This window comes from Halomonas saccharevitans (assembly GCF_900116405.1).
Classification (GTDB): Bacteria; Pseudomonadota; Gammaproteobacteria; order Pseudomonadales; family Halomonadaceae; genus Halomonas; species Halomonas saccharevitans.
The window spans coordinates 1-13,322 of record NZ_FPAQ01000059.1; the positions used below are offsets into that span (position 1 = coordinate 1).

Annotated in this window: 14 protein-coding genes; 11 read left to right on the forward strand and 3 right to left on the reverse strand. The window is 65.2% G+C overall.

Translation table 11 applies throughout. The features are described from left to right. Nucleotides 1-154: transposase (locus BM388_RS16680; protein ID WP_175535140.1), on the forward strand; the 154-nt coding region annotated here is incomplete at its 5' end. Between the two features lie 519 nt (nucleotides 155-673). Here the strand turns inward: BM388_RS16680 and BM388_RS16685 are convergent. Beyond that, a complete protein-coding gene (locus BM388_RS16685) occupies nucleotides 674-2,164 on the reverse strand; it encodes an MFS transporter (protein ID WP_245781583.1) in 1,491 nt (496 codons plus the stop codon). Between the two features lie 414 nt (nucleotides 2,165-2,578). Here BM388_RS16685 and BM388_RS16690 point away from each other — a divergent pair, with 414 nt between their 5' ends. The 10 genes from BM388_RS16690 (at nucleotide 2,579) to BM388_RS16735 (ending at nucleotide 11,463) form a co-directional block, all read left to right on the forward strand. Next, nucleotides 2,579-2,779: a type 2 periplasmic-binding domain-containing protein gene (locus BM388_RS16690; protein ID WP_089852254.1), complete on the forward strand. Its 201-nt coding sequence runs from the start codon at nucleotides 2,579-2,581 to the stop codon at nucleotides 2,777-2,779. Nucleotides 2,780-2,900: 121 nt separating this feature from the next. Further along, a complete protein-coding gene (locus BM388_RS16695; protein WP_089852256.1) occupies nucleotides 2,901-3,296 on the forward strand; it encodes a DUF6482 family protein in 396 nt (131 codons plus the stop codon). A 332-nt stretch (nucleotides 3,297-3,628) separates the two neighbouring features. After that, the gene (locus tag BM388_RS16700; protein WP_089852258.1) at nucleotides 3,629-4,294 is read left to right on the forward strand and encodes an ABC transporter permease; all 666 of its coding nucleotides are present in this window, start codon (nucleotides 3,629-3,631) and stop codon (nucleotides 4,292-4,294) included. 55 nt (nucleotides 4,295-4,349) lie between these two features. After that, nucleotides 4,350-5,528, forward strand: a complete 1,179-nt coding sequence (locus BM388_RS16705; protein ID WP_089852260.1) for an ABC transporter ATP-binding protein — start codon at nucleotides 4,350-4,352, stop codon at nucleotides 5,526-5,528. 4 nt (nucleotides 5,529-5,532) lie between these two features. Then, nucleotides 5,533-6,264 carry an ABC transporter permease gene (locus BM388_RS16710; protein WP_089852262.1) on the forward strand — a complete coding sequence of 244 codons (732 nt, stop codon included), beginning with the start codon at nucleotides 5,533-5,535 and terminating at the stop codon, nucleotides 6,262-6,264. Nucleotides 6,265-6,397: 133 nt separating this feature from the next. After that, the gene (locus BM388_RS16715) at nucleotides 6,398-7,279 is read left to right on the forward strand and encodes a glycine betaine ABC transporter substrate-binding protein (RefSeq protein ID WP_089852264.1); all 882 of its coding nucleotides are present in this window, start codon (nucleotides 6,398-6,400) and stop codon (nucleotides 7,277-7,279) included. 140 nt (nucleotides 7,280-7,419) lie between these two features. Beyond that, nucleotides 7,420-8,304 (forward strand): glycine betaine ABC transporter substrate-binding protein, encoded by an 885-nt coding sequence (locus tag BM388_RS16720; protein ID WP_089852266.1) that lies wholly within the window; start codon nucleotides 7,420-7,422, stop codon nucleotides 8,302-8,304. Nucleotides 8,305-8,467: 163 nt separating this feature from the next. After that, nucleotides 8,468-9,310, forward strand: coding sequence for a nitrilase-related carbon-nitrogen hydrolase (locus BM388_RS16725; protein ID WP_089852268.1), 843 nt, complete (start codon nucleotides 8,468-8,470; stop codon nucleotides 9,308-9,310). 90 nt (nucleotides 9,311-9,400) lie between these two features. Next, nucleotides 9,401-9,604: a putative motility protein gene (locus BM388_RS16730; RefSeq protein WP_089852270.1), complete on the forward strand. Its 204-nt coding sequence runs from the start codon at nucleotides 9,401-9,403 to the stop codon at nucleotides 9,602-9,604. Nucleotides 9,605-9,999: 395 nt separating this feature from the next. Next, nucleotides 10,000-11,463, forward strand: a complete 1,464-nt coding sequence (locus BM388_RS16735; RefSeq protein WP_089852272.1) for an alanine/glycine:cation symporter family protein — start codon at nucleotides 10,000-10,002, stop codon at nucleotides 11,461-11,463. 125 nt (nucleotides 11,464-11,588) lie between these two features. On the opposite strand, the gene BM388_RS16740 is transcribed toward BM388_RS16735, so the two are convergent. Together BM388_RS16740 and BM388_RS16745 are read right to left on the reverse strand one after the other, a co-directional pair. After that, nucleotides 11,589-12,065 (reverse strand): YbhB/YbcL family Raf kinase inhibitor-like protein, encoded by a 477-nt coding sequence (locus tag BM388_RS16740; RefSeq protein ID WP_089852275.1) that lies wholly within the window; start codon nucleotides 12,063-12,065, stop codon nucleotides 11,589-11,591. Nucleotides 12,066-12,260: 195 nt separating this feature from the next. Further along, nucleotides 12,261-12,542, reverse strand: a complete 282-nt coding sequence (locus BM388_RS16745) for a hypothetical protein (RefSeq protein WP_089852277.1) — start codon at nucleotides 12,540-12,542, stop codon at nucleotides 12,261-12,263. Between the last annotated feature and the right edge of the window lie 780 nt (nucleotides 12,543-13,322).

The following is a 13,322-nucleotide window of genomic DNA, read 5'->3' on the forward strand; positions in this document are numbered from 1 at the left end:
CGCCACGGCCCAGGTCACCACCCTGCGCCTGAAGTTGCTGAAGATCGGTGGCGTGGTGATCCGCAATACCCGGCGCGTCCGGCTGATGCTGAGTAGCCACTACCCCGACCAAGACCTCTTCCTCAAGCTGATCAAGAAACTGGTGCCGGGATGACCGGCAGGGTGCTGTCCCCGGCACGAGATAAACAATGGGGGTAGGGGGCAGTGCGTCTTGAAGGCGGGAAATCGATCAAAAAGTGAGCGATTCTCGCGCCATCCAGCATGAAGAGCTGGCCTGCTCACCCGCCAGGCCAAACTCGCGATACTGATGCAATATTCAGGCTAATAGAGTGATGAGAAGAAACAGAGTGGAGTATTAACGGACGCATCGAGCCGTAAACGCTCTCATGACGGCCCGACATCGATCAGCCCCGCACCCATTGGCGCCCGAGACACCATGGGACCTCTAGGTGTCATCGTCACTCGGCAGGGCCGCGAGATAGAAGCAATCCGCCACCCGGACAGCCGAGGAAAGGCGCGACCGGGTAGCGAACTGGATTATTGCGACGCGGGAACAACCCCGATACTGCTTACTTCAGGCGCGGACCTTCCTTGAACAACGAGATAGACGCTCGACAACGACTGGCCCATCGATCAGGTAGCTCCCGGACGAATATGCCGATGCCCAAACCACTCAGGTGTCGCCCTTATTGGTTGGCTTCAGCGAGCCGGCGGCCTTAGCTTCTCCATCCGCTTCAGCATCGTCGTCAACCTTGGCGTCTTCCTCGGCCTTGGCTTCCTTGGCCTCGGTTTCTTCCTGGGCCTCAAGGGCTGCATCGGCTTTAGCTTTGTCATCGGCTTTAGCTCCCTCAGCGACTTCGGCTTCCTCAGCGGCTGCCGCGGCTTCGGCCTCCTCGGCTTCTTCCTCGATATCCGCCGCGGGATGGAATGGCTCGCCCTCCTCATCCTGCAGCTGGTAATCGTACGCCGCCTGGAGACCGGACTCTTCCTCGGCCTCTTCCTCTTCGGCCTGGGCAATGTAGCCAGGATAAAACGGCGAGAGGATGGCAAAGAGGATGCCCAGCGAGGAGAACATGGCAAACGCACTGGCATAGCCGAAGGTGTTCACCAGCGAGCCGACCACGGGAGAGCCGGTCGCCTGCCCCAGCGATACCGCCATGAAGGGCAATACCGGCCCCACCGCCAGTCGGCCCGGCAGCAGGCGGATGCCGGTCATCAGGTAGAGCCCCGTCAGACTCATGTAGGCCAGGCCGAAGACCAGCGCGGAAAAGGCCGCCAGTACGGTTTGACCGGGGCTGGCCGCGAGCAAGGCCAGGCTAGCGGAGAGCATCATCAGCATCAGCGAGTGCGTGATAGGCGGATTGTTGCGATCGGCCAGGTCGGCCACCACGGCACCGCCCAGGCCGGCGATGCCCACCGCCAGCCACAACCACCCGGTGGCGCCGGATGGCAGGCCGCCGAGGGTGACCACCAGATCGGGGGCGAAGATCCAGTAGGCGGCGGAAACGAAGCCCATCACGAAGGCGAACAGCGAGAGCCTGACGAGACGCGACCAGGGCAGCTCACGGATCGGCGGCGGCGGTGCGGCGTTGGCCGGCGTGATCCTCGACACCGAGGGCAGGAAGAGCCAGGCGGCAATCACCCCGACACCTGCCAGGATGGCAAAGGAGATGTATGCGAGACGCCAGGCGCCGACCAGGAACAGCACTGTCGGGACGGCCACGATCACGCCGATGCTGGTCCCCGCGTTCATGACCGAGCTGACGCGCCCATGCAGCGAGCGTTTCACCAATGCCTGCATGGCGGCCGTGAGCGCCGGCATCATCAGGCCGGTGCAGATGCCGCAGGCGAACACCCCTGCCCCGAGCAACAGCGCACCGGGCGCCTGGCTGATCATCGCCAGGCCGGCGACACCGAACGCCCCGGAGAGCACCGCCGCGTTACGGGCACCCAAAAGGTGGGTGACAAGCGGCGCGATCAGCGTGGCCAGCAGGAAACTGATCAGTGGCAGCGCGCCGATGATACCGATCACCGACGGCGTGAGGCCCAACTCCTCGCGGATGGGGGGCACGAACAGACCGAAGGCGAAACGCGCGAGGCCGTAGCTAATTGCGATCAGCGCCGCGCCGAGCAGTGCGAACCCCGTGCTGGACGGTGACCTCATACGACCTCCTCACGGCGCGCCATCAGGATGCCGGCCCATGTCGTCGTCAAGCATCGTTCTCCGCGCACGATGACCGCCCGCGGCTGCTCGATATAGTTATTGGCGTCGATCACCATGACTCCCTCACCTTCTGAATGCATAGATACACTGCAGCACACGAGAGCAGCAGCTATGGGCGGGAGGGCCAGCGCCGGACCGCCCCGGCTCACCGACCAAGGTAGAGCAGAGCACGGCATACCAACAGCGACCCCGCTCCACGGTATCAGAGACGGCCCCGGTGTGACGTCCTCCGTCACCACCGATCCGGCATCCGAGCGCCGAGGAAGCGGCACCTCCGGCCGTAAGCGACGACAGCGTTCGCAGAGGCGAGATGCTCTCTGTTGGGGAAACATAGAAGGGAATCGCGAGAGGGCAATGCAAACCGATCCGCTGAGCGCTCGAGTCTTCGCCGACCGGAACCTTGCGATCCGCCCCTTCACCGCCGAGCTGGATGACACCTTCTATCTGCCCACGCCCCAGGAACAGCCGCTCTCGCGTCTGGCTCAGGACTTCATCGGTGAATTCCGCGCGCACATCTCGGCCTCCCTGCTCGACATCTTGCCACCCGGCGGCTGAGCCACACGGCGTTTAACGACCGTCAGGTCGACCAGACCGACGTCGCGTCGACTCGTCATCTTGTACATTGCGCTAGCCGGGTATAGATTTTGTTTGTTACCCCGCCGCAAAGGACACCCGCATGTCGGCAAGCCCCGCTCCCCTGCCCGAACGCGTGACCCTCGAGGCCCTCGGCGACTGGCTGCGAGCCGGCCGGGTCTCCACCATTGACGTGCCTGCTATCGACGTGCCCGGTGTCGACATGCTCACCGTCGAGGTGCAATCGATCGACCAGGGCTACTACCTGGTGCGCCTGCACCATGCCCAGGGCGTCAGCCAGCTGGTCGGTGCCGACGGCCAGGCCAAGCGATTCACCGGCACCCAGTGGGTGAGCCGGGCGCTGCTGCCGCTGGGGATCACCCATGGCGTGCTGACCTGGGCCGAGGTCACCGACGAGATGATCGGCCTGCCCGCCACCCAGAGCGACCCGCAGAGCGTGCTCGCTTACGGCACCCGGGTGGCCTTCCAGACCCGCTAGCCTTCCTTGCTGGCTGCCTGAACCGGCAGTCATGCCCGGCTCCCCTCGCCGCCTCCCCCGGACGCCTTCGGCTAGCCGAATGGCCCCCTTGCCCCTATTCTCATGCCAACCCCCGCCTTTCGCGGACAGCATCACCGATACCAATAATTGGCATTTTGGATCGTCATTCATATCAATAACAATTGGCAATGTGACTCTGATACGCTACGCCGGTTTTCGCGCCCCAGCCCCTGACACTGCCCTGCGCGCGGTGTCGACGCCGCACGACTCCCCGGCCGCCCCGAGCGATGGCGCGGGCCGGCATCAGAGGCAAAGAAGAAAGGAGACGTCGATTGGAACTGTTTCAGTACGCGCTGGATAACCTGGAGCTCTTGTTATCCCGCACCGTCGAGCATATCTCGCTGGTGGGCGTGGCCGTCGGCATCGCCACCCTGACCGGGGTGCCGATCGGTATCGCCATCACCAAGAACGAGCGCGCGGCCAAGACCGTGCTCTATATCGCCTCGATCATCGTGACGATCCCCTCCATCGCGCTGTTCGGGATCATGATCCCGATCCTGTCGCTGATCGGTCAGGGCATCGGCTACCTGCCGGCGGTCATCGCGGTGCTGCTCTATTCGCAGCTGCCGATCATCCGCAACACCTACACGGCCATCAACAACGTCGACCCGGCCCTGCGCGAGGCCGCCCGCGGCATCGGCATGAGTCCCAACCAGCGCCTGCGCATGGTCGAGATCCCGCTGGCCGTGCCGGTGATCATGGCCGGCGTGCGTACCGCCGTGGTGCTCAACATCGGCGTCATGGCGATCGCCGCCTATATCGGCGCCGGGGGCCTCGGCACCTTCATCAGCCGCGGCATCTCCCAGTCCGATCCGCGCCAGCTGATCATCGGCGCCGTGGCCGTCAGCGTGCTGGCGATCATCGTCGACTATTCGCTGCTGGCACTGCAGAAGCGCCTGACGCCCAAGGGCATGGACCGCGCCGCCGCGGCTGCCTGAGCCGTCCCCCCTTCTGCCGATCCGATACCGCTGCCGACCTGACAAGGACCGCCACATGATTCGACTCGATAACCTGACCAAGGTCTTCGACACGCCCAAGGGCGCCGTGACCGCCGCCGACCACATCAGCATGGAGGTGCCGACCGGCGAGATCTGCATCCTGCTCGGCCCCTCCGGCTGCGGCAAGACCACCACCCTGAAGATGATCAACCGCATCATCCGCCCGACCTCGGGCAAGGTGTTCATCAACGGCGAGGACACCACCAGCCTCGATACCCAGGATCTGCGCCGCAGCATCGGCTATGTGATCCAGCAGATCGGCCTGTTCCCCAACATGACCATCGAGGAGAACATCACGGTGGTGCCCAAGCTCCTGGGCTGGGACAAGGCGAAGTACAAGGAGCGCGCCCGCGAGATGATGCGCATGATCGCGCTCGAGCCCGACGCCTTCCTCAAGCGCTACCCGAGCGAGCTCTCCGGCGGGCAGCAGCAGCGCATCGGCGTGGCCCGGGCGCTGGCCGCGGACCCGCCCGTGATGCTGATGGACGAGCCCTTCGGCGCCATCGACCCGATCAACCGGGCGGTGATCCAGGACGAGTTCCTGAAGATGCAGCAGGACCTCAAGAAGACCATCATGTTCGTCAGCCACGACATCGACGAGGCGATCAAGATGGGCGATCGCATCGCCATCTTCCGCGAAGGCAAGCTGGTGCAGTACTCCCAGCCCGACGAGCTGCTCGCCGCCCCCAAGAACGAGTTCGTCGAGTCCTTCCTCGGCGAGGACCGGGCGCTGAAGCGCCTCAACCTGGTCAAGGTGCGCGATCTCGCCAGCGAAGATATTGGCCTGGTGCGCCCCGATGACACCCTCGAGACCGCGCTTGCGCGCATCGGCGACTACGGCTACCAGACCAGCATCGTGATGGTGAACGCCAAGCGCCAGCCGGTGGGCATCATCAGTGCCGCCGTGGCCCGCACCACCAAGGGTCACTGCCGCGACCACTTCCAGAGCGTGCCGGTGGTGGTAAGCCTCGACGACGACCTGCGCAAGGTCGCCTCGCTGATGTTCTCCAACGACATGACCTGGGTGCCCTGCGTCGACGACGAGGGCCGCATCGTCGGTCAGATCACCCAGCGGTCGATCACCCACCATCTGGGCTCGCGCTATCGCGCCCATTCCGGGGCCGACGACACGGTCGGCGAGGCGTCACCGTCATCATCGGCCAGCGAGGAGTAAGCCCATGCCGACGCTGAACCTCTCCGGGGCCATGCGCCTGCTGGTGCTCGTGGCCGTCTTCATGGCCGGCATCTGGAGCCAATCCAGCGGCGTGATCGACGACTTCATCTTCTACCTGCCGGACATCCAGTATCTGGCGGTGCAGCACCTGTGGCTGACCGCCATCTCCGGCAGCCTGGCGATCCTCGTCGCCATCCCGCTGGGCACCCTGCTGTCGCGCCCCAGCATGGCGCGGGTCGCCGAGTCCGCCATGCAGGTGCTCAACGTGGGCACCACCATCCCGACGCTTGCTGTGCTGGCGCTGTCGATGAGCTTCCTGGGCATCGGCACCGTGCCCGCCGTGTTCGGGCTCTTCGTGGCGACGCTGCTGCCGATCACCCGCAACACCTACACTGGCCTCAAGGGGGTCTCGCCGGCCCTCAAGGAGGCCGCGGCGGGCATCGGCATGTCGCCCGGCCAGCGCCTGATGCGGGTCGAGCTGCCCAACGCGCTGTACGTGATCTTCGCCGGCATCCGCACCGCACTGGCCATCAACGTGGGCACCGTGCCGCTGGCCTTCTTGATCGGGGCCGGGGGCCTGGGCGAGCTGATCTTCACCGGCATCGATCTCTACGACCCGGTGATGATGCTCTCCGGGGCGATCCCCACGGCGCTGCTGGCGATCGTGGTCGACATGCTCATCGCCATCACCGCCTTTTTGGTGGTGCCGCGAGGGGTGAACCCGAGCCGGGCCTGATACGCCCGGCGCGGCGCCAGGACGCAGCGAGACCCGCAGCATCGAGAAGCGCAGCACCTGCAATCAAGGATTCACGACTGATTCAACACGACCGATTCAACACGACCCAGAAATCACAACAAGGAGCGACTCCATGAAGACTCTGATGACCCTGCTCACCGGCGCGGCACTGGCCGGCAGCCTGACCGCCGCCCAAGCCAACGAGATCGTGGTGGGCGGCAAGAACTTCACCGAACAGCAGATCCTGGCCAGCATGACCAGCCAGTACCTCGACTCGCTGGGCTACGACGTCGAGAAGCGCTCCGGCATGGGCTCCGCGGTACTGCGTCAGGCCCAGGAGAACGGCCAGATCGATCTCTACTGGGAGTACACCGGCACCTCGCTGATCAACTACAACGACGTCACCGAGCGCCTGTCGCCGGAAGAGACCTATTCGCGCGTCAAGGAGCTCGACGCCGAGAAGGGCCTGGTGTGGCTCGAGCCCTCCGAGGCCAACAACACCTACGCCCTGGCCATGCGCGAGGATGACGCCGAGGAGCGCGGCATCGAGACCCTCTCCGACCTGGCTCAGTCGGTCAGCGATGAAGAAGGCCTGACCTTTGCCCTGAACGCCGAGTTCTACGCCCGCGAGGACGGCTGGCGTCCGCTGCAGCAGGCCTACGACTTCCGCGTCGGCCGTAGCGACGTCAAGCGCATGGATTCCGGCCTCGTTTACCAGGCGCTGCGCGACGGCCAGGTCGAGGTCGGCCTGGTGTTCGCCACCGACGGCCGCATCCCGGCCTTCGACTTCCGAGTGCTCGACGACGATCAGAACTACTTCCCGGCCTACGCCCTGACCCCGGTGGTGCGCGAGGAGACCCTCGAGGCCAATCCCGAGCTCGCCGAGCAGATGAACACCCTCTCCGGTCTGCTCGACGACACGACCATGTCCAACCTCAACGCCCAAGTCGACGTCGAGAAGGTGACCATCGAGCGCGTCGCCGAAAACTTCCTCGAGGAGCACGACCTGCTCTGATCATTGCCGTCACCCCGGGCGACTCGCAGGCATCGCCCGGGGCCGCTCAGAGGATGAACGGGAGGCCGCCCAAAGGATACTTGGCCTTGGACGGACCTCGTGTCAGGCTAGGAGTCCATTGATGGAAAAGGACTCCGCAAATGCGATTGCCGCACACGCTCTCCTCCCTGGGCCTCGCCTCGGCCCTGCTGCTGGGCTCCGCCCACGCCGATGAACTCACCGTCGGCGGCAAGAACTACACCGAACAGCTTCTCCTCTCCAACATCACCAGCCAGTACCTCGACACCCTCGGCTACGAGGTGGAAACCCTCGACGGCATGGGCTCCAGCGTCCTGCGCCAGGCCCAGGAAAACGGCCAGATCGATCTCTACTGGGAGTACACCGGCACCTCGCTGATCGTCTACAACGACATCAGTGAGTCATTGTCGGCCGAGGCCACCTACCAGCGCGTCAAGGAACTGGATGCCGAGAAGGACATCATCTGGCTCGAGCCCTCCGACGCCAACAACACCTATGCCCTGGCGATGCGCGAAGCGTACGCCGAGCGCCTGGGCATCGAATCGCTCAAAGATCTTGCCGAGACGATCAACGACGATGCCGGCCTCACCTTCGGCCTGGATAGTGAGTTCTACTCCCGACAGGACGGCTGGCGCCCGCTGCAGCAGGCCTACGACTTTCGCGTCGGCCGCGATGATATCGTGCGCATGGATACCGGCCTGATCTACTCCGCCCTGCGCGACGGCAACGTCGATGTCGGCCTGGTCTTCTCCACCGACGGCCGCATCCCGGCCTTCGATTTCCGCGTGCTCGAGGACAACCGGGGCTTCTTCCCGGCCTACGCCCTGACGCCCGTGGTGCGCGAGGCGACCCTCGAGGCCAATCCCGCCCTCGAGGGCCAGCTCAACGCCCTCTCCGAGCGGTTCGACGATCAGACCATCGCCGCCCTGAACGCCCGGGTCGACGTGGAGCGCGACACCATCGAAGAGGTCGCCACGGACTTCCTCGAGACCCACGAGCTGCTGTAACGATCTGCGGTAAGACGCGGGGCCTGACCCGCTCGCGCGATGCTAGAAGGCCGCCTCCGGGCGGTCTTCTTGCGTGGCCCCGCCGGGCGCCTTGAAGCACCTCCATGGGGGTGCGATGATCCGCGGCCTCTCCCCTTCCCGTCCTTAACAGCGAGACGCAACCATGCACTATCAGGACCACCTGCGTGTCGGCGCCACCCAGATCAACGCCCGCCTCGGCGATGTCGACGCCAACCTCGAGCGCCACCGCGAGATGATCGCCCAGGCCCGCCAGTCGGGGCTGGATCTGCTGGTGTTCCCGGAGCTCTCTTTGACCGGCTATAGCCTCGGCAACCAGGTGATCGAGCTGGCCTGTCCGGCCCACGATCCGCGGCTGACCGAGCTGGCCCGAGAAGCCGGCGAGATGCAGACGATAGTCGGCTTCGTCGAGGAGGCGAGCCCCGGCGAGTACTACAACGCCCTGGCGATCCTGCAGCACGGCGAGCTCCAGGCCGTGCATCGCAAGCTCAACCTGCCCACCTACGGCGGGCTCGAGGAAGGCAAGCTCTTCACCCACGGCAGCGAGCTCACCCAGGGCAGCGTGCGGCCGGGCTGGTCGGCCACCTCGCTGATCTGCGCCGATCTCTGGAACCCGGGCCTCGTTCACGCCGCCCTGCTGGCGCGGCCCGCGGTGCTCTGCGCGCCGATCAACTCGGCCTCGGGCATCGTCAGCGAAGACTTCTCCAACGAGCAGAACTGGGCGGTCAATCTGCACTTCTACGCCATGACCTACGGCACCCCGGTGATCATGGCCAACCGCTTTGGGCCCGAGGGCGAGAGCCATTTCTGGGGCGGCTCGCGCATCCTCGGCCCGCGCGGCGAAATCCTCGCCCAGGCCGAGAATCGGGAGATGCTGATCGAGGCGACGCTCTCGCGCACCGCCATCGCCCGGGCCCGCTTCGAGCTGCCCACCCATCGCGACGCCGACACCCCGCTGGTGCGCGACCTGATGGCCGGCTATCGCTGAGGCGGGCGGCGCGACCGGAACCGGATGACTTTCGGCCCGGGTAGGAAGCTGCTAGCGTAGTAGCGGAACCCACTCATATAGGTATGTCGAATGGATACATCGGTCAATAACGTCGTCGCGCAGTCCCAGGCGCTGTCGCAGGCGCAGACCGCCCAGCAGGCCCAGATGAGTATCTTCAAGGAGGCCCTGGACACCCAGCAGCAGCAGGTCACCGCCCTGCTCGAGTCGGCATCCGCCGAACCGCAGCTTGCCGGTGACGGCAGCGTCGGCACCCAGATCAACACCTACGCCTGATCCCCGCTCGCGCCGCCGCCCGGTGGCGCGAATCGTGCCAGGCTCGCTCGCCTCGAGCTCGCCGGCATCTCGCTTCACTCCCCCCGCCGCCCCGGCATCAATCTCGCCCGTCTAGCCCCGCCGGCCCGCTCGTATTCTCCCTGCGGCCTCCCGCTCAGCCTTGCCCGGCATCTCTCCGCACGCGCAACAAGCCTCCCTCGAACATGAACATCCGCTCCTCCCTTGGGATTCCCTGGATATCGATCGATCCTTGGGCAGAAACAACCTGCTGTCTCTCGCCAATTGACAAAATATCTCCGCGTGAATGACGATATTTTCAGTGATCCTTGCCATTTCCACCCATTCATGAAGAATAACGCCCCGAATTCATCGCGCATACGGGCAAACTCGACACCATGGACCTCACCCTCCCCTCGTTCTTCACGGACCTCGTGGCCGCCGGTAACGGCCTGATCTGGGGCAGCCTGCTGATCTACCTGCTGATCGGCGCCGGCCTCTACTTCACGGTCATGACCCGCGGCATCCAGTTCCGCTACTTCGGCCACATGTTCAAGCTGCTGCGCCACTCCCGGGAGGCGGATGGCGGCATCTCCTCCTTCCAGGCGCTCTCGACGAGCCTCGCGGCCCGGGTCGGCACCGGCAACCTGGCCGGCGTGGCCGTCGCCATCTACTTCGGTGGCCCCGGCGCCATCTTCTGGATGTGGATGACGGCGCTGGTCGGCATGGCCACCAGCTTCATCGAGTCCACCCTGGCCCAGGCCTACAAGGTCGACCACGGCGACCGCACCTACCGCGGCGGCCCGGCGCGCTACATCGAGCGCGGCCTCGGCTCGCGCTGGCTGGCGGTGGCCTTCTCGGTCTGCCTGATCATCGCCTTCGGCCTCGCCTTCAACAGCGTGCAGTCCAACTCCATCGCCCAGGCCATGCAAGAGGCCTTCGCGCTGCCCACCTGGAGCGTCGGGGTGGCGCTGGTCGTGGTGGTGGCGCCGATCATCTTCGGCGGCCTGAAGTCCATCGCCCGGGTCGCCGAGCTGGTGGTGCCGCTGATGGCGGTGCTCTACCTGATGCTGGCCGTGGTGGTGGTGATGCTAAACGCCTCGGAGCTCCCGGCGGCGTTCATGACCATCATCAAGAGCGCCTTCGGCCTCGAGCAGGCCGCCGGCGGCGCCATGGGCTATGCCGTGGCCCAGGCGATCATGAACGGCATCAAACGCGGGCTGTTCTCCAACGAGGCGGGCATGGGCTCGGCGCCGAACGCGGCCGCCACCGCCACCACCCAGCCGAACCATCCGGCCGCCCAGGGCTTCGTGCAGATGCTCGGCGTCTTCCTCGATACGCTGGTGATCTGCACCGCCACCGCCGCCATCATCATCATGGCAGGCCCTGAGCTGCTGGCGAGCGACGAGGCCAACGGCATCCAGCTCACCCAGATCGCGCTCTCCCAGCAGGTCGGTGACTGGGGCGGCCAGTTCATCGCCATCGCCATCCTGCTATTCGCCTTCACCTCGGTGATCGCCAACTACTCCTACGGCGAGTCCAACATCGAGTACCTGGCCGGGCCCAAGCGCGCGGCGCTGGCGATCCTGATCTATCGCCTGGCGGTGCTCGCCATGGTGATGATCGGCGCGGTGGCAAGCCTCAAGCCGATCTGGAGCTTCGCCGATCTTTCCATGGGCCTGATGGCGCTGATCAACCTGGTGGCCATCCTGCTGCTCTCGCCGGTCGCCTTCGCGCTGTTCCGCGACTACGAGCGCCAGCTCAAGGCCGGCCAGGAGCCGAGCTTCGACCCCGACCAGTTCCCGAAGCTGGCCGACAAGGTCGACCGCAAGGCCTGGCCGGGTAGCGGCAAGCGCAGCTGACGCGCTCGCCCATCCGGAAACGAAAACGCCACGGCTAAGCCGTGGCGTTTTCGTTGGGACGGCGCCTCGCCAGGCACCTTTTAGGTTGGTGACTCAAACAGCTGCAGGCGCTCGGCTCCGGGCCGTTAGTCGCGGCGGTAGCTGCCGACCAGGCGGTTCATGCCCAGCAGGTGCGGCTCGATCTTCTCGAGCAGCTCCGGCAGGGTCAGCCCCTCGGGCAGCTCGGTGACGGTATCCAGCGCCAGCACCCAGAAGTAGTAGAGGTGCACGCCGTGGCCCTCCGGCGGCATGGGGCCGCCGTAGCCGAGGCTGCCGGTATCGTTGACGCCGGCGGTGCCCACGGTAGTGGCCTCGTCGAGCGCGGTGACGTCGGCCGGCAGGTTGTAGAGCAGCCAGTGCACGAAGCCGTAGCTGCCGTTTTGCACCAGCGGGGCATCCGGGTCATGGCAGATCACCGCGAAGCCCTTGGTGCCCTCGGGCGCGTCGCGCCAGGCAAGCGCCGGCGACACGTTCTCCCCCTCCCCGGTGTGGCGGGTGGGAATCGCCTCGTGGTGGGCGAAGGCGGAGCTGGTGAGCTGCATGCTCGAGGGTGCAAAGGCCATGAGGGCAACCTCCTCTGGTAAACATGTCGAGTGAACGGGCGAGCGCGATCGCACAGGCCACGGCGCTCTCATCAGTGGATGATGGTCAAAGGCGACTTATTCAACCCGGGCGGCCGATATCCAGCCACCCAGGCGCTCACATCCCCCGGACTCTCTCGGTCGAGCCCCCTTCGCGTCGCTCCCGGCCGGATCGGATCAGGGCGAGAACTCGCCGAGCATGCGCATGGTCTCGACCTTCAGCCGGTCCTTCTCCATGGCCTTCCTGACCTCGTCGGTGGCCATGAAGGCCTGGAAGCGCTCCATATCCGGCACCTCGAGGATCAGCCCCACCGAGTTCGGATGCTCCGGGTTCTTGAAGGTGCGAGCGGTGACCCCGATCTGGGCGAACAGCTCGTGCCGGCTGCCCGGCCCTGGCTTCCAGGCCTTGGCCCAGTGCTCGCCATCCTCGACCTCGTGAAACACGATCAGCGTTGCCATCGTTCTTTACCCCTCAGACGCCAACGCCACGTCCCGACGGCGGCCGACCGGGGTTATCGACCGGAGCCGGGCTATCCGGCACGGTCGGTAGCATCGAGGCACCGCCGTCGTCGTGGCTAGCCCAAGAATAGGCGGCCCCGCCCGCCATCGCCTCAACATCGGGGCGGCGCGCCGCATGGAAAACGTCATCGAGGCAGCCAGCGGGAGAATGGCGAGAGTCGCGCTATTCGTGAGAGAAAAGCCCTCAGAGACCTCTCGCTGGAGGGAAGAGAACGCGCGGAGGCAAAAGGCCAGCACCTTGTTCCTTGCCGCGAGTTAAATAACGGCAGCAAACGGCCAGAAGCGGTCAATCGGCTATAGTTAATATAATGCCACAACTAGTCGCCTCTTGGCGCGCCAAGGCAAGACGTTCTGCTTGATTGACCTATTAGGCACAGCAAAGACTGAACGGTCTTGCAGGACCGACAGCATGACCCCGCCTCATTCATCAGGGCACAGAACGAGCGTGTTGAGTCCATCGATTGCCGGTACCGACCTGCTTCAACCTCATGCGGTCGCTTGGTAGACGGTTGGCATATACCCGATTCGGCTTTTGGCCGATCTTTTCATAACGATCAGGAATTGATGTCTGGCGCCGGCGCAGCCGTGGCCGTCGACCTCCGTTGTGGCCGCCTTACTTGGCGAGTCAATCTTGGTGACGCTGGGTGTCAGGCCAAGGCCGTCAGCCGAGGCAGCCCCTTCAGCAAGGTGGGCCACCATTTGTCGGCGGCATCGCCGAGG